We start from the raw sequence: 17054 nt of genomic DNA, 5'->3' as shown, positions 1-17054 counted from the left end.
CAATGCCGGCGCTCGTCATCGCCGTGTTCCTGATCGCCTGCAGTGGTACCTGGCTGGCACGTCGCTACGCGTTGCATCGTCAGCTGGTCGACCAGCCCGGCGCGCGGCGCAGCCACGCCGTGGCGACGCCGCGCGGCGGCGGCATCGCGATCGTGGTCGCGATCCTGCTCGCGTTGAGCGCCGCGGCGCTGGGATGGCCGGGTCTCGCACCGCTGCTGTGGCTCGCGGCCATCGGATTGGTCTGCGTCGCGGGCATCGGCTGGATCGACGACCACCGCCCCCTGTCGCCGTGGTCACGCCTCGGCGTCCATGTGCTGGCGGCCGGCTGGCTCGGCGCTGGCGTCGCGCTCGTCGGCGCTCCGATCTGGATCGCTGCGGTCGTCGCGATGCTCGCCCTGGGTCTCGTCAATGTCTGGAATTTCATGGACGGGATCAACGGGCTGGCGACGAGCCACGCCGTATCGTCGGCGACGGCGTTCCTGGCAATCGCCCTGATCGCCGCGTGCCTCGGATTCCTGCCATTCAATGCGCCGCGCGCTCGGATCTTTCTGGGTGACGTCGGCAGCGGGGCGCTCGGCTATCTGATCGCGTTGCTGGCCGCACTCGTGCTGATCGAGGAGGCCCGGACCGGCGTGCTGCTGGCCTTGCCGTTGTCCGCCTTCCTGGTTGACGCCGCGTTGACACTGGCTTCACGCATGCTCCGCGGCGAGCAGTGGTGGAAACCGCATGTCCAGCATGTCTATCAGCAGTGCGTGCAACGGCACCATCCGCATCTGCGGGTGGCGGGTGCGTATCTGGCTTGGACTGTCTCCGCGATCCTGCTGATGACGATGACCTCGGACCAGCCGCCAGCGTTTATCATGGTCACGACAGTCACGTGGTATGCGTTCGCCGTTGCATGCTGGTTCTGGCTGCGTCGCCGGCATCGACGCTGGGTGGCGATAAACGCAAAGGATGATGCCCGATGACCAGTTGGAGTGACCGCCTCAGTGTGGCGGCCCCGCGGACCGCGGTGGTGCTGCACGATCTGGCGATGGTCTGGCTCTGCTGGATCGGCCTGCACCAGTTCCGCCATTCGGTGATGCCCAACTCGCCGGCCCTGCAGGGCTGGTCGATCGAAATCGCGCTGATCCTGATCTCGCAGGGCTTGATCTTCTGGAGGGTCGGGCTCTACCGCGGTGTCTGGCGCTTCGCCAGCGTTCCCGACCTCCTGAACATCGTCAAGGCGGCCGTCCTCGGTCTGTTGGCGATCGTGCTCGTGCTGTTCCTCTACAACCGCCTCGACCAGGTGCCGCGCTCGGTGCTGGTGCTGTACCCGCTGATGCTCGCCGCCATGCTGGGCATGCCGCGGCTGCTGTACCGCACCTGGAAAGATCACGGCAGCGCACGCACCAGCCACACCGCGATCCGCGTGCTGATCCTGGGCGCAGGGCAGGCCGGTGAAACGCTGGTCCGCGACCTGCGCCGGACCGGCGCCTACGATCCGGTCGGCTTCCTCGACGATGCGCCGAAATTGCGCGGCAGCCAGTTGCAGGGCGTGCCGGTGCTCGGTCGCGTCGCCGATGTCGACCGGATCGCGCCCGAGACCGCGGCCAAGCTGCTGGTCATCGCGATGCCCTCCGCCGACGCGTCGCAGATGCGGGATGTGGTCGCCGCATGCGAGCGCACCGGCCTGCCGTTCCGCACGGTCCCCAAGCTCGACGACCTGCTCGAAGGGCGGTCATTGCCCGGTGAGCTGAAGGAGGTCGCGATCGAGGACCTGCTCGGTCGCAAGCCCGTCATGCCCGACTGGAAGGCCATCCGCGCCTGGCTGCGCGAGCGCAGCGTGCTGGTCACGGGGGCGGGCGGTTCCATCGGCTCCGAGCTGTGCCGCCAGTGCGCCCGTCATGGCGCGGCGCGCATCACGCTGGTGGAGGTCGACGAACTCGCGCTGACCCGCATCGAGGCGGAGCTGCAGCGCGATTACCCGCATATCGAGGTCATCCCGGTCCTCGGCGACTGCGGCGATGCGGCGGTCATCCATCATGCGATGACGCTGTCCGCGCCCGACGCCGCATTCCACGCCGCGGCGTACAAGCAGGTCCCGGTACTGGAGCGTCAGCTGCGCGAGGGCGTGCGCAACAACGTGCTGGCGACCCACACCGTCGCGTCCGCCGCGATCGCGCACCGGGTGGGCACCTTCGTGCTGATCTCCACCGACAAGGCGGTCGATCCGGTCAACGTGCTCGGTGCGACGAAACGGCTGGCCGAGATGGTCTGCCAGGATCTCGCGAGCTCGAAGACCACCCACTTCGTCACCGTGCGCTTCGGCAACGTGCTCGATTCCGCCGGCAGCGTGGTACCGCTGTTCCGCGAACAGATCCGTCGGGGCGGGCCGGTCACGGTCACCGATCCCGACGTCACGCGCTACTTCATGACGATCCCCGAGGCCTGCCAGCTGATCATGCAGTCGGTCGCGATCGGCTCGCCGCAGGCGATCTACACGCTCGACATGGGCGAGCCCGTCTCGATCCGGCTGCTCGCCGAACAGATGATCCGTCTGGCCGGCAAACAGCCCGGTCGTGACATTTCGATCATCTATTCGGGCCTGCGCCCGGGCGAAAAGCTGCACGAGACGCTGTTCCACGCGGACGAGCGTTACCGGCCTACCCAGCATCCCAAGATCCTGCAGGCCGAAGCGCGCAGCGTGCATGCCGAGCGTCTGGCGACCGAAATGGTGCGCCTGCGCGAAGGGGTCGCGCGCTACGACCTCGAGCTGCTCGGCCTCACGTTGCGCGACGCCGTTCCCGAGTTCGCCCCGCAGGATTCGCCTGCCGTGCACAGGTCGGGTGCCACGATCGTCGCGTTTCCTCCACGACACGCGAGACAACCATGACGCAACGCATCCGAAAGGCAGTGTTTCCCGTCGCAGGCCTCGGGACACGCTTCCTGCCGGCGACCAAGACCGTTCCCAAGGAAATGCTGCCGATCATCGATCGGCCCCTGATCCAGTACGCCGTCGACGAAGCGATCGAAGCGGGGTGCGACACGCTGATCTTCGTGACCAACCGCTACAAGCACGCGGTGGCGGACTATTTCGACAAGGCCTACGAGCTGGAAGACAGGCTCGAAGCGGCGGGCAAGCTCGAACTGCTCGACAAGGTGCGCAATCCGCTTCCGAAAGGCGTGCGCGCGATCTTCGTCACCCAGCACGAGGCGCTCGGACTCGGCCACGCCGTGCTCTGCGCCAAGCCCATCGTCGGTGACGAACCGTTCGCGGTCATGCTGCCGGACGATCTGATCTGGAACCGCAATGGCGACGGCGCGCTGAAGCAGATGGCGGACGCCGCCCAGGCGACGGGCGCCAGCATGATCGCCGTGCAGGACGTCGCGCCGGAGAGGACGGCGAGCTACGGCATCGTCGCGACGGATGCCTTCGACGGACGACACGGCCGGATCAACCGGATGGTCGAAAAGCCGAAGCCCGAGGACGCACCCAGCAATCTGGCAGTCGTCGGTCGCTACGTGCTCGACGGCAGCATCTTCGACCTGCTCGAGCAGACGACGCCCGGGGCCGGTGGCGAGATCCAGTTGACCGACGCGATCGAGACGCTGCTGGCACGCAAGCCGGTCCATGCGTTCCGCTTCAAGGGCACGCGCTTCGACTGCGGTACGCACATCGGCCTGATCGAAGCCACGATCCGGTACGCACTCGACAACGAAAAGCTCAGCGAGCCTGCGGCGGCGATGATGCAGAGCGCGCTGGACGAGCTGGGCGTGCGCGATCTCGACTGACGACCCGTCCGTGCCACAGGGTCGGGACAGACGAAAAAGGCGGCCGGATGGCCGCCTTTTTCGTTGCACGCAGGTTCACTTACGGCCGCGTCACAGCGCTTCGATAATGCCCGCCGCGCCCATGCCTGTTCCGATGCACATCGTCACCAGGCCGTACTTCTGCTGGCGACGCCGCATTCCGTGCACGATCGTCGCAGTGCGGATCGCGCCCGTCGCGCCGAGCGGATGGCCCAGTGCGATCGCGCCGCCCAGCGGATTGACCTTCGACGGGTCGAGGCCGCTGTCGCGGATCACGGCGAGCGCCTGCGCTGCGAATGCCTCGTTGAGTTCGATCCAGTCGATCTGGTCGAGTGTCAGGCCCGCCTGCTTCAGCGCCTTCGGGATCGCGGCGATCGGCCCGATGCCCATGACCTCCGGGCGCACGCCCGCGACGGAGAAGCTGACGAGGCGTGCGATCGGCGTCAGACCGTAGTCCTTGATCGCCTGCTCCGAGGCCAGCAGCACCGCCGCTGCGCCGTCGCTCATCTGCGAGCTGTTGCCGGCGGTCACGCTGCCGCCGAACTGGCCGTTGCGGAACACCGGGCGCAGCTTGGCGAGTCCTTCCAGGCTCGAATCCTGGCGCGGGCCTTCGTCGTGCTCGACTAGCAGCTTGCGCAACTGCACGGTATTGCCGGCGAGGTCGGGCTGGTGGGAGTGGATCTCGTAGGGCGTGATCTCGTCACGGAATTCGCCCGCCGCGATCGCCGCGATCGCCTTCTGGTGCGAGGCGAGGGCGAAGGCGTCCTGGTCGTCACGCGACACCTTCCATTCCTCGGCGACCTTCTCGGCCGTGATGCCCATGCCATAGGCGATCGCGACGTGGTCGTTCTTGAACACGCTCGGGCTCAGCGCAACCTTGTTGCCCATCATCGGGACCATGCTCATGCTCTCGGTGCCACCGGCCAGCATCAGGTCGGCATTGCCGAGCCGGATCTGGTCGGCCGCGAGGGCCACGGCCTGCAGGCCGGAGGAACAGAAGCGGTTGATGGTCTGCGCCGCGACGGTGTCGGGCAGCCCGGCCAGCAGCACCGCGATGCGACCGACGTTCATGCCTTGCTCGCCTTCCGGCATCGCGCAGCCGATGACGGCGTCGTCGATGCGCGACAGGTCGATGCCCGGCGCCTGCGCGACCACGGCCTTGAGCACGTGGGCGAGCATGTCGTCGGGGCGGGTGTTGCGGAACACACCCTTCGGCGCCTTGCCGACCGGTGTGCGGGTGGCGGCGACGATATAGGCGTCCTGGACTTGTCTGCTCATGGTGTTCTCCGAAGCCGGGGCGGGTGTCCGGGAGGCGTCCGACGGGGTCGGATCCGCGCTCGCGTGGACGTCCCGCCGCCGAGGGCAATTGGGATGTCGGGGGATCCGGGCGCCGCTCGATGCGGCGGCCGGACCTGGATCGGTGGACTCAGTTGCGCAGCGGCTTGCCGGTCTTGAGCATGTGGCCGATGCGCGCCTGGGTCTTCTCCTGCTGGGCGAGTTCGACGAAGTGCTGGCGTTCGAGCTTGAGCAACCACGCTTCGTCGACCAGCGCGCCGCGGTCGATCTCGCCGCCGCACAGCACGGTCGCGATCCGCGACGCGATCTCGTAGTCGTATTCGCTGACGAAGCGACCTTCGAGCATGTTGACCAGCAGCATCTTGAACGTGGCGATGCCGACGTCGCCGGCGACCCGGATGCGGCGCGCCGGGAGCGGCGGCCGGTAACCGGACTCGGCCAAGGCCGACGCCTGCTGACGTGCGATGTGCAGCAGCTCATAGGCGTTGAACGCGACCAGATCATCGGCGCGCAACAGGCCGAGCTGCTTGGCGTCGACCGCGGATGCCGAGACCTTGGCCATCGCCACGGTCTCGAACGTCTTCTTCAGCTCGGCGAACACGTCGCCGTTGTCGCCCGCGGCTTCCGACGCACGCAACGCCAGTTCCTTCAGTCCGCCACCGGCCGGCAGCAGGCCGACCCCGGCCTCGACCAGGCCGATGTAGCTCTCCAGCGACGCGACGGTGCGGGCGCTGTGCATCTGGAACTCGCAGCCGCCCCCGAGGGCGAGGCCGCGGACCGCCGCGACGACCGGCACCAGTGAATACTTGATGCGCTGGCTGGTCGCCTGGAAGTTCGCGACCATCGCCTCGAAGGCGTCGAGCTTGCCGGCCTGCAGCAGGCCGAGCGCGCCGGACAGGTCGGCGCCTGCGGAGAACGGCTCCTTCGGCTGCCAGATCACGACGCCCTTGAAGCTCCTCTCGGCGAGGCCGATCGCTTCCTGGATCCCGTCGAGCACTTGGTCGGACACCGTGTGCATCTTGGTCTTGAAGCTGATCACGCCGATGTCGTCGCCGTCCGTCCACAGGCGGATGCCGTTGTTCTCGTAGACGGTATCGCCCGAGGCGAAGTTCTCGCCGAGCAACGCGTCCGGAAAGCGCTGGCGCCGGTAGACCGGCAGCGAAGAACGAGGGAGCTTCGCGTCGCGTCCCGGGCTGTAGCTGCCCTCGGCGCCATGCACGCCGTCGCGACCGTCGAACACCCAGTCGGGCAGGGGCGCGCTGCTCATGGTCTTGCCGGCGACGATGTCCTCGGCGATCCAGTCGGCAACCTGCTTCCAGCCGGCGGCCTGCCAGGTCTCGAACGGACCCATCGACCAGCCGTAGCCCCATCGGATCGCCAGATCCACGTCGCGCGCGGTCTCGGCGATGTCTTCCAGGTGCACCGCGCTGTAATGGAACAGGTCGCGGAACAGCGCCCAGACGAACTGCGCCTGCGGATGCGGGCTGGCGCGCAGCTTGGCGAACTTGTCGGCGGGATCCTTGATCTTCAGGATCTCGACCACGTCCGGCGCCGCGCCGCGGTCCGCGGGGCGGTAGTCCTGCGTCTCGAGGTCGAGAACATGGATGTCCTTGCCGACCTTGCGGAAGATGCCGGCGCCGGCCTTCTGGCCCAGCGCGCCCTTGTCGATCAGCGCCTTCAACCACGCGGGCGACGCGAAGTATTCGTGCCACGGATCGTCGGGCAGGGTATCAGCCATCGTCTTGATGACGTGGGACATCGTATCGAGGCCGACCACATCGGACGTTCGGTAGGTCGCGGATTTAGGGCGGCCGAGCAGGGGGCCGGTCAAGGCATCGACCTCGTCGAAGCCCAGTCCGGACTCCTGCGTGTGGTGGATCGTCGACAGGATCGAGAAGACGCCGATCCGGTTGCCGATGAAGTTCGGCGTGTCCTTGGCGTAGACGACGCCCTTGCCCAGCTGGGTCGTGAGGAAGGTTTCGAGACCTTCGAGCACCGAGGCGTCGGTGCCCTTGGCGGGAATCAGCTCCGCCAGATGCATGTAGCGCGGCGGATTGAAGAAATGCACGCCGCAGAACCGGTGCCGCAGTTCTTCGGGCAGCACGTCGGCCAGCGCGTTGATCCCGAGGCCCGACGTGTTGCTGGCCAGTACCGCATGCGCCGGCACGTGCGGCGCGATCTTGCGGTAGAGGTCCTGTTTCCAGTCCATCCGCTCGGCGATGGCCTCGATGATGAGATCGCAGGTCTCGAGTTCCGCCAGGCCGGTCTCGTAATTCGCCGGCGTGATCGCAGCGGCGAGCGCCTTGCTCGCAAGCGGTGCGGGGCTCAGCTTGGCGAGGTTGGCGATAGCCTTCTGCACCACGCCGTCCGCATTGCCGTCCTTGGCCGGCAGGTCGAACAGGACCGTATCGACGCCGGCATTGGTCAGATGCGCCGCGATCTGCGCCCCCATGACGCCGGCGCCGAGCACCGCGGCGCGTCTTACGAGTAGTTTCTCAGACATGTATTCCATCCCGTTGAAATTTGAAGATTTATGCCGCTCGCTCAGGCCTTGAAGCCGGCTGCCGAGAAGCGGATGAGTTCGTTGGCGATCGCAGTCCGATGCTGCGGCTCCGTGACCCCGGGCGGCCGCTTGATCAGGCCGAAATCGGCCATCGCGTAAGTCAGTGCACCCGCGAGGAAATCGAGACGCCCGTACAGCTGGCCCTTGTCCAACGCCGGCACGCAGACCGCGAGCGCGCTGGCGAATTCACGCGGCACGTGGCCGTACTGGTCGGAGAGGAACTTGCGCAGGGCGTCGTTCTTCTCGACGTAGGCGCGTGCGATGACGCGCACGAACGCGCCACTGCTGCACCGTCCGCTGGCCATGTCCAGCGCGGGCTGGACGAACGCGGCGATGATCGGCTCGATCTCGCCCGGATGCTCGGCGACGGCCGTTCGCAACTGCGCCAGACGCTGCGCGCTCATCTGGTCCATGCGCCGGCGGAACACCTCGTTGACGAGGTTCTCCTTGCTGCCGAAGTGGTAGTTGACCGCGGCGATGTTGACGTCCGCGCGGCTGGTGACCTGGCGCAGCGACGTTCCGGCGAAGCCGTGGGCCGCGAAGAGTTCCTCGGCGGCGCCCAGAATCTTGTCCTTGGTCGAGAATTGACCGATGTTCATCCGTAGTCCCGGCATGTGCTGAATCAAACGCTTGTTTGATGCTAGACGCCAGGATGAACCCCGTCAACGCCGGACCACGCCGGGTGGCTGCAAGCCGGGCACCGGATACGTTAGAATTACCGCAGCCATGTTGGCTAAACCCGCGTCCCGTCGCGGGTTTTTCCATGTAGACTCGGCCGTTCCGGAGTGGACGGCCTCACCCCAGAACCGGAGAACTTCAATGGCGCTCGAGCGCACCCTGTCCATCGTCAAGCCCGACGCCGTCGCCAAGAACGTCATCGGCGAAATCTATTCCCGCTTCGAAAAGGCCGGCCTCAAGATCGTCGCGGCCAAGTACAAGCAGCTGACCCGCGAGGAAGCCGAAGGCTTCTACGCCGTGCACCGCGAGCGTCCCTTTTTCGGCGCGCTGGTCGAGTTCATGACCTCGGGCCCGGTGATGATCCAGGCGCTGGAAGGCGAGAATGCCGTTGCCGCGCACCGTGACCTGCTGGGTGCGACCAACCCGAAGGACGCCGCGCCGGGCACGATCCGCGCCGATTTCGCCGATTCCATCGACGCCAACGCCGCCCACGGCTCGGATTCGGTCGAGAACGCGCAGACCGAGATCGCGTACTTCTTCAAGAACGACGAAGTCGTTTCCCGCTGAGTGATCAGCCCGTGACCGAGGTCGCCGCCGACATGACTGCCGCCAAGCAGAACCTGCTCGACCTCGATCGCGAGGGACTGGAGCGCTTCTTCGCCGAGACCCTCGGCGAGAAGCGATTCCGTGCCCACCAGGTCATGAAGTGGATCCACCACCGGCACGTCACCGACTTCAACGAGATGACCGATCTGGGCAAGGCGCTCCGCGCCAAGCTCGAGGCGCATGCCGAAGTCCGGGTGCCGCAGATCCAGTTCGAGAAGCCCTCCACCGACGGCACTCACAAGTGGTTGCTGGCGATGGACGGCCTCAACGCGATCGAAACCGTCTTCATCCCCGACAAGGGCCGCGGCACGCTGTGCGTGTCGTCCCAGGTCGGCTGCGCGTTGAACTGCCAGTTCTGTTCGACCGCGACGCAGGGCTTCAACCGCAATCTGTCGACCGCCGAGATCATCGGCCAGGTCTGGGTCGCCGCGCGCCATCTCGGCAACGTGCCGCACAAGCAGCGCAAGCTCACCAATGTCGTGATGATGGGCATGGGCGAGCCGCTGATGAATTTCGACAACGTCGTGCGCGCGATGAGCGTCATGCGCGACGATTTGGGATACGGCCTCGCCAACAAGCGCGTGACCCTCTCGACCGCCGGCATGGTGCCGATGATCGACAAGCTCGGCGAGGTCAGCGACGTGTCGCTGGCGGTGTCGCTGCACGCCGCGAACGATGCCCTGCGCACCGAGCTGGTGCCCTTGAACAAGAAATATCCGATCGAAGCGCTGATGGCCGCCTGCCAGCGCTACGTGCTGCGCAAGCCGCGCTCGTCGATCACGTTCGAATACACGCTGATGAAGGGCGTCAACGACCAGCCCGTCCACGCCCGGCAGCTCGCGCGGCTGATGCGCCAGTTCGACAACGCCGTCCAGATGAAGGACGCGGGCAAGGTCAATCTGATCCCCTTCAACCCCTTCCCGGGCACGCGCTTCGAGCGGTCCGACGAAGCCGACATCCGCGCGTTCCAGAAGCTGCTGCTCGATGCCCAGGTGCTGACGATGGTGCGGCGCACCCGCGGCGACGACATCGACGCGGCCTGCGGCCAGCTGAAGGGCCAGGTCGCGGACCGTACCCGCCGCCAGGCCGAACATCGCAAGCGCCTGGAAAGCGGCGACGGCGGGGATGTCGATGCCGCTGCGTAAGGGCTGGCTCTGCCTGTTCCTGCTGCTGGCGGTCGCCGGCTGCTCCCGTCTCGACTTCATCAAACCCAGCGGCAAGAACAATTACCGCCCCGAAGCCCGCGAGTACGACTTCCGCGATCCGCCGGAAGTCCGCCGCCGCAGCGAAGCGCGCGACCAGATCGGGATCGCGACCCGTGACCTGCAGGCGGGCGACGATGCGGCCGCCGAACGTGCCGCACGGGCCGCCCTCCGCCTCGACCCCGCATCCGCCGATGCCTACACGCTGCTCGCGGTCATCAGCGCGCGTCAGGGCAAGCAGGCCGAGGCGGGCGCGGCCTATCAGAAAGCGGCGGAGCTCGCGCCGGGGCAGGGCGCCGGCCTCAACAACTACGGCACCTGGTTGTGCGGCAACGGGCGCGCCGCCGAATCGCTGGCGTATTTCGAGCAGGCCCTGGCCGATCCGCAATACGGCGACCGCGCCTCGGCGCTGGCCAATGCCGGCGCATGCGCGATGCGCAGCGGCGATCTGTTGCGGGTCGAGCCGAATCTGCGCGCCGCGCTCGAGCTCGATCCGGAGAACATCGTCGCTCTCGAATCGATGACCTCGTACCTGCTCGGGCACGGCCGGTATTTCGATGCGCGCGCTTTTTCGAGCCGACGGCTTGCTGTTGCCCCCATAACTGCGGCAGCATTGCAATCGGCCGCGGAGATCGAGCAGAAGCTTGGGGACGCCCGCGCCGCCGATCGCTACCTCCGACGCCTGCAGACCGAGTTTCCGCAGGCCGCGACTCTTCAGCCAAGGGATGCCAGTTCACCATGAGCGCTTCGAACCAGACCGCATCTGCCACACCGTCTGGGGTCGGGGAGCAGCTGCGTCATGCACGCGAGCGTGCGGACTGGAGCGTGGCCGAAGTCGCATCGCGCCTGCGCATGCAGATCCGCGTCGTCGAAGCGCTGGAGCGTGAGAACTGGGCCCGTCTGGGCGCACCGGTCTTCGTGCGCGGCCAACTGCGCAGCTACCTGCGACTGCTGAAACTGCCGGAATCGCTGGCCGACACTGTCTCCGATGCGACCCAGGTCAGCCCACCGACGCTGACCCCACGCACCTACACCCCGCCGATGCAGCGCATGCTCGACAAGGCGATGGGACGCGCGGTGTACGTCGTGATCACCGCGCTGATCGCGGTGCCGGTCTGGATGGCGGCGCGCCCGCATCTGGGCATGCCGACCGTGACCGAGGTCGCATCGCTGGGCATCGCCGATGGCGACGACGCCACCGCCGCGACACCCGCGGACGCCGAACCGCGTGGACCGACCGCACTGACCGCGTCGCTCGCGAACCTGCCCAAGCGCACGCCGGCGGCCGCACCTGCCGCGGTGCCGGAAACGACGATGCTGGAGCTGCGCTTCTCCGGGCAGAGCTGGATCAACATCAGCGCGCCCGATGGTGCGCAGGTCGAACAGGCCCTCATGCAGGCGGGCGAACAGCGCCGCTTTGAAGCCGACGACGTCGGCCGCATGGTGCTCGGCAACGCGGGTGCGGTGGAGCTGCTCCGCGATGGCGTTGTTCAGGATCTGTCCCGGTTCAAGCGGGCGGACGTGGCGCGCTTTACGGTATCCTCTGACGGCGTCCTCGCCCCCGTCGCCGAGTAATCGCGACGCGATGCGATTCCGCTCCGGCACACCGCGTGCGCGGACCGGACTTTCCTTTTTCGCAGTGACCCGCCGACGTATGCGGGCGTAGAGAATTTATGGCCATCGACGATTTGCCGGACGAGCGCGAGCAGGGAGAGCGGGTCAAGTCCTGGCTTCGCGACAACAGCGTGGGACTCATCGTCGGTGTCGTCGTCGGGCTGGGCCTGATCTTCGGCTGGACCTGGTGGAAGCAGCACACCTACGACCAGCGGGTTGCCGAGCACGCGACCTACCAGGATGTCAGCGCGGACATCGCCGCCGGCGACCTCGACCAGGCCGCGACCCGGATCGACGATCTGCCCGATACCGCCTACGGCGAACTGATGGCGTTGCAGCTCGCGAAGGCGCAGCTCGACGCGGGCGATCGCGATGCCGCGATCACGACCCTGCAGGCCGTCCGCGGCGCCGATGCCGGCGTGTCCGCGGTTGTCCACCAGCGGTTGGCGCGCCTGTTGACCGATGCGGGGCGCGGCGAAGAAGCCGTGACCCTGCTGGCCGAGGCCGACAATGCCGTCGCGCTCGAAGCGCGTGGCGATGCCCATTTCGCACTCCAGCAGACCGACCGGGCGCGCGACGACTACGCCGAAGCGCTGCGCAAGCTCGACAGCGCCGCGCCGCAGCGCGGCCTGCTGGAACTGAAGCTTTCCGAAGTCGGCGGCACTCCCGACGCACCCGAGGTTGAATCCTGATGACCCAGCAGATGGCGTGCGCCGCCGTTCCGCGTTCTTCGTCCCGCGCCGTGCGCCTCGTGGCCGTCGCCCTGTGCGTGGTCGCGGTCAGCGGCTGCAGCACCGTCCGCGGCTGGTTCGGCGGCGACAGCGAAAAGGCCCAGCAGAAAGCGTTGTCGGAACCGGCGCCGCTGATCGACATCACGCCGTCGATCACCGTGTCCCGCATCTGGTCGGCGAACGCCGGCAAGGGCGAGGGCCGGCTGGGCGTGCGCCAGAGCCCCACGATCGCGGACGGACGCGTCTACGTCGCCGCGATCGAAGGCGGGGTGCGTGCGCTCGACCTGCAGACCGGCGACACCGCGTGGGAATACGAATCGGACCTGCGCCTCAGTGGCGGCCCGGGCGTCGGTGACGGCCTGGTCGTCGTCGGCAGCCTGGACGGCGACGTGATCGCACTCGACGCCGCCACCGGCACCCCACGCTGGGAAGCCAAGGTCGGCAACGAAGTGATTTCCGCGCCGGCCATCGGCCAGGGCGTTGTGCTGGTGCGCTCCAACGACGGCCGCGTGACCGCGTTCGACGCCAGCAACGGCGGCCGCCGCTGGTTCTGGATCCGCGAAATGCCGCCGCTGACCGTGCGTGGCAACGATGCGCCGGTCCTCGGCCCAGGCTTCGGCTTCGTGGGCAACGACGACGGCACCGTGGCGGCCCTGTCCCTGGCGGACGGTCGCGTCATGTGGGAGCAGACCGTCGCCCAGCCCGACGGCCGTACCGAGCTCGAGCGCATGGCCGATGTCGACGGCACCCCGGTGCTCGACGAGGCCGTGCTGTTCGCCAGCAGCTACCGCAAGCAGACCGTCGCCATCGAAGGCCCGAGCGGTCGTCCGCTGTGGACCAGCGAGCACGGCGGCGCGAACCGGCCGGGCCTGTCGCCGCAGCGCGTGGTCGTCACCGATCGCGACGGCACCGTCTGGGCGCTCGACAAGTACAGCGGCACGGCGGCCTGGCAGCAGAACCAGCTGGCCCGTCGCAACCTGACCGGCGCGGCGATCCAGGGCGACTACGCGGTCGTCGGCGATTTCGACGGCTACCTGCACTGGCTGCGCCTCGACGACGGCGAATTCGCCGCCCGCGAGCGCGCCGGCCGGGATGCCCTGCGTGGTGCGCTGGTCGTCGCCGACGACATCCTCGTCGTCCAGAACGTCGACGGCAACGTCAGCGCGTGGCGTATCGGGCAGTAAGCCCGGCCCGCTGGTGCGACAATACGGCCCCGGGCAGTCCTGCTGCCCGGGGTCTCGCGTCTTGGCGCGGCTGTAATTCCCGATTCCCTTTCCGGTGTCTTCCGTATGCTTCCGCTCGTCGCCCTCGTGGGCCGCCCCAATGTCGGAAAGTCGACGCTGTTCAACGCGCTGACCCGCACCCGCGACGCGCTCGTCCACGACGAGCCGGGCGTCACCCGTGACCGCCACTACGGCGTGTGCCGGCTCAATCCCGACGTGCCGTTCGCCCTGGTCGATACCGGCGGCATCGCAGGCGAGAACGTGCACCTGGAAGGCACCGGCCTGGCCGGTCCGACCGCGAAGCAGTCGCGCGCCGCCGCGGCCGAAGCCGATCTCGTGCTGTTCGTCGTCGATGGCCGCGAAGGCGCGTCTGCGCTCGACGACGAGATCCTGCGCTGGCTGCGCAAGATCGACAAACCCACGTTCCTGGTCATCAACAAGACCGACGGGCTCGATGCGCGCGCGGCCGAGGCCGACTTCTCGCGCTACGGCTTCTCCGACACGCACGCGATCTCGTCGGCGCATCGCCACGGCATCGACGAGCTGGTCGACGAGATCCTCGAGAAGCTGCCGGAAGTGGGCCAGTCCGAGCAGCTCGACAGCGATCCCGACCGCGTCCGCGTGACCTTCGTCGGCCGCCCGAACGTGGGCAAGTCGACGCTGGTCAACCGCATCCTCGGCGAGGAGCGGATGATCGCCTCCGAAGTCGCCGGCACCACGCGCGATTCGATCGAGGTCGATCTCGAACGCGACGGGCGCAAGTACCGTCTGGTCGACACCGCCGGCATCCGCCGCAAGTCGAAGGTGGACGAAGCGGTCGAGACGTTCTCGATCATCAAGACGCTGCAGGCGATCGAGCATTCGCAGGTGTCGGTCGTGATGATCGACGCCAGCGAAGGCGTGACCGACCAGGACGCCAGCGTGCTCGGCGCGGTGCTCGATTCGGGCCGCGCGCTCGTCGTCGCGGTCAACAAGTGGGACGGCCTCACCGACTACCAGCGCGAGCAGACCGAAGCGCTGCTGTCGCGCAAACTGGCGTTCGTGCCGTGGGCCGAAGCGGTGCGCATCAGCGCCAAGCACGGCTCGGGTCTGCGCGAACTGTTCCAGGCGATCCATCGCGCCCACGCGTCGGCCAACTACAAGTTCGGCACCTCGGAGGTCACCAAGGCGCTCGAGATCGCCTACGAGACCAATCCGCCGCCGGTCGTGCGCGGCCACGCGCCGAAGCTGCGTTACGCGCATCCGGGCGGCGAGAATCCGCCGACGATCATCGTCCACGGCAACCGTCTGCGGACGCTGCCCGACAGCTACAAGCGCTATCTGGAGAACTTCTTCCGCAAGCGTTTCAAGCTGGTCGGCACGCCGGTGCGCTTCCTGTTCCGCGAGGGCGACAACCCCTACAAGGACAAGAAGAACGTGCTCAACGATCGCCAGCTGGCGAAGAAGAAGCGGCTGATCCGGCACGTCAAGCGCAAGTGATCCCGCCGCCATCCCGCGACACGCTGACCGTCGGCCTGCTGGCCGGCGGGCGTGCGACGCGGCTCGGCGGTCTGGACAAGGCCTGGCTGATGCGCGATGGCGTGCCACAGGTCGAACGACTCCGCGAAAGTTTCGCTGCACACGCGTCGCGCATGCTGGTCAGCGCGAATCGCGACCTGCCGCGTTATGCCGCCGCTGGCATCGACGCGATTCCCGATCGTCATCCGGATACCGGTCCGCTGTCGGGTCTCGACGCGCTCGCGGCGGCGACCATGACGCCGTGGCTGTTCACGCTGCCGGTGGACGCGTTGCATGTCGAGGCGGACGTGCTGTCCCGACTGGTCGATGCCGCTGGCGACACCACCGGGGCCAGCGCCGAAGACGACGACGGCCTGCAGCCGCTGGTCGCGTTGTGGCCGGTGGCGGCATTGCGCGTGGCCGCTGCCGCTGCGTTGACCGGCAACGACTTCTCCGTGCGCGGCCTGCAGCGCGCACTCGGCATGCGGACGGTGCGCTTCGCGCAGGTCCGCCTCGGCAACCTCAACACGCCCGACGATCTGGTCCGGGCCGGAGTCATCCATGACTGAGCCCTCGTTTCCGTTCCGTGTGCCGTTCGACGAGGCCTGCGCGATCGTCGATGCCGTCGCTGCCGAGCGTCGTCTGCAGCCGCAGACCGTCTCGCTGTCGCGCGCGCATGGCCACGTGCTGGCGCGCGACGTCGTCGCGACGCTGCCGCAGCCCCCGTTCGACAACTCGGCGATGGACGGCTTCGCGCTGCGTCATGCCGATCTCGCGACTGATGACGCACCGACCCGTTTGCGTCTGACCGGCGAGCAGTTCGCTGGCCTCGATGCGGCGCTGACCGTGGAGGCGGGCACCTGCGTGCGCATCACCACCGGCGCGCCGCTGCCGGCCGGCGCCGACACCGTCGTGATGAAGGAGAACACAGCGCTCAACGGTGATGACGTCATCGTGCGGGTCGCGCCGCGTCTCGGCCAGCACGTGCGCCGCGCCGGTGAGGATTCGAACGTCGGCGATCTGCTGCTGCAGGCCGGCGACACGCTGACGCCAGCGCGCATCGGTCTCGCAGCCTCGCAGGGGCTCGCGCAACTCGACGTCGTGCGCAGGCCGACGGTCGCGGTATTCGCGACCGGTGACGAGCTCGTCGAGCCCGGCATGTCGCTCGGCCCCGGGCAGATCTACAACTCCAACCGCGACCAGCTGATGGCGCTGCTGCGCGCCGAAGGTCTCGAGCCGGTCGCGTTTCCGACCCTGCCCGACGACGCCGCGCAGGTGACCTCCGCGCTGCGCCATGCCGGCGAAGCCTTCGACCTGGTGCTGACCTGCGGCAGCGTGTCGGCCGGCGAGAAGGACCTGCTGCCCGAGCTGCTGCAGCGCCGCGGCCGCGTGCGGGTCTGGAAGGTCATGATGAAACCCGGCATGCCGCTGTTGCTCGCCGAAGGCGACACGCTCGGTCCGGCACTGTTCCTGTGCCTGCCGGGCAATCCGGTGTCGGTGCTCGCGACCTGGCTCGCGCTCGGGCGTCGTCTCGTCGACGGGCTGCAGGGCAGGGCACCGCGTGCGGTGCGACGTGCGCGTCTGGCCTCGGACTGGACCAAGACGCACGAGCGCCTCGAGCTGCTGCGCGGCCGCTGGTGGATCGACGACGACGGCATCTCGTGGGTCGAGCCGAATCCGGCGGACGGTTCGCACCGCATGCAGGCGGCCGCGGATTCGGACGCGCTGATCGTGCTCGACGCGGGCCCGCGCGATTACGCGAGCGGCACGCCGGTGGACGTCCTGCCGTATTGACGCCTCGTTGGAGGCGCGCGCTCGCGGGCGATGAGGCTGCGCCGGCAATGCCTTCGCG

The 17054-nt window shown here is 67.9% G+C and carries 15 protein-coding genes; 12 read left to right on the top strand and 3 right to left on the bottom strand.

Annotation, left to right across the window (positions count from 1 at the left end):
* Positions 1 to 2 precede the first annotated feature (2 nt).
* From CJ022_RS16340 to galU, 3 genes are read left to right on the top strand one after another with little or no spacing between them, the layout of a single operon-like run.
* The gene (locus tag CJ022_RS16340) at positions 3 to 968 is read left to right on the top strand and encodes an MraY family glycosyltransferase (RefSeq protein ID WP_101927691.1); all 966 of its coding nucleotides are present in this window, start codon (positions 3 to 5) and stop codon (positions 966 to 968) included.
* Positions 965 to 2875, top strand: a complete 1911-nt coding sequence (locus tag CJ022_RS16335; RefSeq protein WP_101927690.1) for a nucleoside-diphosphate sugar epimerase/dehydratase — start codon at positions 965 to 967, stop codon at positions 2873 to 2875. The genes CJ022_RS16340 and CJ022_RS16335 overlap by 4 nt, the downstream gene beginning before the upstream one ends.
* The gene (galU, locus tag CJ022_RS16330; RefSeq protein ID WP_101927689.1) at positions 2872 to 3774 is read left to right on the top strand and encodes a UTP--glucose-1-phosphate uridylyltransferase GalU; all 903 of its coding nucleotides are present in this window, start codon (positions 2872 to 2874) and stop codon (positions 3772 to 3774) included. The genes CJ022_RS16335 and galU overlap by 4 nt, the downstream gene beginning before the upstream one ends.
* Before the next feature lie 90 nt (positions 3775 to 3864).
* Here the strand turns inward: galU and CJ022_RS16325 are convergent, their stop codons facing one another.
* From CJ022_RS16325 to CJ022_RS16315, 3 genes are all read right to left on the bottom strand, one after another.
* Positions 3865 to 5070, bottom strand: a complete 1206-nt coding sequence (locus CJ022_RS16325; protein WP_101927688.1) for an acetyl-CoA C-acyltransferase — start codon at positions 5068 to 5070, stop codon at positions 3865 to 3867.
* A gap of 148 nt (positions 5071 to 5218) precedes the next feature.
* On the bottom strand, positions 5219 to 7591 hold the full coding sequence (locus tag CJ022_RS16320) for a 3-hydroxyacyl-CoA dehydrogenase/enoyl-CoA hydratase family protein (RefSeq protein WP_101927745.1): 2373 nt from the start codon (positions 7589 to 7591) through the stop codon (positions 5219 to 5221).
* A 41-nt stretch (positions 7592 to 7632) separates the two neighbouring features.
* A complete protein-coding gene (locus tag CJ022_RS16315; RefSeq protein WP_101927687.1) occupies positions 7633 to 8250 on the bottom strand; it encodes a TetR/AcrR family transcriptional regulator in 618 nt (205 codons plus the stop codon).
* Positions 8251 to 8470: 220 nt separating this feature from the next.
* Between CJ022_RS16315 and ndk the strand changes: the two genes are divergently transcribed.
* From ndk to CJ022_RS16270, 9 genes are all read left to right on the top strand, one after another.
* Positions 8471 to 8896: a nucleoside-diphosphate kinase gene (gene ndk / locus CJ022_RS16310; protein WP_101927686.1), complete on the top strand. Its 426-nt coding sequence runs from the start codon at positions 8471 to 8473 to the stop codon at positions 8894 to 8896.
* A gap of 32 nt (positions 8897 to 8928) precedes the next feature.
* On the top strand, positions 8929 to 10080 hold the full coding sequence (rlmN, locus tag CJ022_RS16305) for a 23S rRNA (adenine(2503)-C(2))-methyltransferase RlmN (RefSeq protein WP_101927744.1): 1152 nt from the start codon (positions 8929 to 8931) through the stop codon (positions 10078 to 10080).
* The gene (gene pilW / locus CJ022_RS16300; protein WP_101927685.1) at positions 10061 to 10879 is read left to right on the top strand and encodes a type IV pilus biogenesis/stability protein PilW; all 819 of its coding nucleotides are present in this window, start codon (positions 10061 to 10063) and stop codon (positions 10877 to 10879) included. The genes rlmN and pilW overlap by 20 nt, the downstream gene beginning before the upstream one ends.
* Entirely contained in the window at positions 10876 to 11712 is an 837-nt protein-coding gene (locus tag CJ022_RS16295) for a helix-turn-helix domain-containing protein (protein ID WP_101927684.1), read from the top strand. Before pilW ends, CJ022_RS16295 begins: the two co-directional genes overlap by 4 nt.
* 98 nt (positions 11713 to 11810) lie before the next feature.
* Entirely contained in the window at positions 11811 to 12443 is a 633-nt protein-coding gene (locus CJ022_RS16290; RefSeq protein WP_101927683.1) for a YfgM family protein, read from the top strand.
* 11 nt (positions 12444 to 12454) lie between these two features.
* The gene (gene bamB / locus CJ022_RS16285; protein WP_101927743.1) at positions 12455 to 13666 is read left to right on the top strand and encodes an outer membrane protein assembly factor BamB; all 1212 of its coding nucleotides are present in this window, start codon (positions 12455 to 12457) and stop codon (positions 13664 to 13666) included.
* Positions 13667 to 13771: 105 nt separating this feature from the next.
* Positions 13772 to 15184, top strand: coding sequence for a ribosome biogenesis GTPase Der (gene der / locus CJ022_RS16280; protein WP_101927682.1), 1413 nt, complete (start codon positions 13772 to 13774; stop codon positions 15182 to 15184).
* On the top strand, positions 15181 to 15771 hold the full coding sequence (mobA, locus tag CJ022_RS16275; protein ID WP_233198849.1) for a molybdenum cofactor guanylyltransferase: 591 nt from the start codon (positions 15181 to 15183) through the stop codon (positions 15769 to 15771). The genes der and mobA overlap by 4 nt, the downstream gene beginning before the upstream one ends.
* Entirely contained in the window at positions 15764 to 16996 is a 1233-nt protein-coding gene (locus CJ022_RS16270) for a molybdopterin molybdotransferase MoeA (protein WP_101927681.1), read from the top strand. The genes mobA and CJ022_RS16270 overlap by 8 nt, the downstream gene beginning before the upstream one ends.
* Positions 16997 to 17054 lie beyond the last annotated feature (58 nt).

It is taken from the genome of Luteimonas rhizosphaerae, from assembly GCF_002849595.1.
GTDB classification, from domain to species: Bacteria; Pseudomonadota; Gammaproteobacteria; order Xanthomonadales; family Xanthomonadaceae; genus Luteimonas; species Luteimonas cellulosilyticus.
The sequence above is the reverse complement of the archived record's forward strand: the minus strand, read 5'-3'. Positions and strand labels throughout refer to the sequence as shown.

Bases quoted from the DNA above. Each gene is read 5' to 3' on its own strand.
- CJ022_RS16340 (WP_101927691.1), top strand. From the start codon at position 3: ATGCCGGCGCTCGTCATCGCCGTGTTCCTGATCGCCTGCAGTGGTACC.
- CJ022_RS16335 (WP_101927690.1), top strand. From the start codon at position 965: ATGACCAGTTGGAGTGACCGCCTCAGTGTGGCGGCCCCGCGGACCGCG.
- galU (WP_101927689.1), top strand. From the start codon at position 2,872: ATGACGCAACGCATCCGAAAGGCAGTGTTTCCCGTCGCAGGCCTCGGG.
- CJ022_RS16325 (WP_101927688.1), bottom strand. From the start codon at position 5,070: ATGAGCAGACAAGTCCAGGACGCCTATATCGTCGCCGCCACCCGCACA.
- CJ022_RS16320 (WP_101927745.1), bottom strand. From the start codon at position 7,591: ATGTCTGAGAAACTACTCGTAAGACGCGCCGCGGTGCTCGGCGCCGGC.
- CJ022_RS16315 (WP_101927687.1), bottom strand. From the start codon at position 8,250: ATGAACATCGGTCAATTCTCGACCAAGGACAAGATTCTGGGCGCCGCC.
- ndk (WP_101927686.1), top strand. From the start codon at position 8,471: ATGGCGCTCGAGCGCACCCTGTCCATCGTCAAGCCCGACGCCGTCGCC.
- rlmN (WP_101927744.1), top strand. From the start codon at position 8,929: ATGACTGCCGCCAAGCAGAACCTGCTCGACCTCGATCGCGAGGGACTG.
- pilW (WP_101927685.1), top strand. From the start codon at position 10,061: ATGTCGATGCCGCTGCGTAAGGGCTGGCTCTGCCTGTTCCTGCTGCTG.
- CJ022_RS16295 (WP_101927684.1), top strand. From the start codon at position 10,876: ATGAGCGCTTCGAACCAGACCGCATCTGCCACACCGTCTGGGGTCGGG.
- CJ022_RS16290 (WP_101927683.1), top strand. From the start codon at position 11,811: ATGGCCATCGACGATTTGCCGGACGAGCGCGAGCAGGGAGAGCGGGTC.
- bamB (WP_101927743.1), top strand. From the start codon at position 12,455: ATGGCGTGCGCCGCCGTTCCGCGTTCTTCGTCCCGCGCCGTGCGCCTC.
- der (WP_101927682.1), top strand. From the start codon at position 13,772: ATGCTTCCGCTCGTCGCCCTCGTGGGCCGCCCCAATGTCGGAAAGTCG.
- CJ022_RS16270 (WP_101927681.1), top strand. From the start codon at position 15,764: ATGACTGAGCCCTCGTTTCCGTTCCGTGTGCCGTTCGACGAGGCCTGC.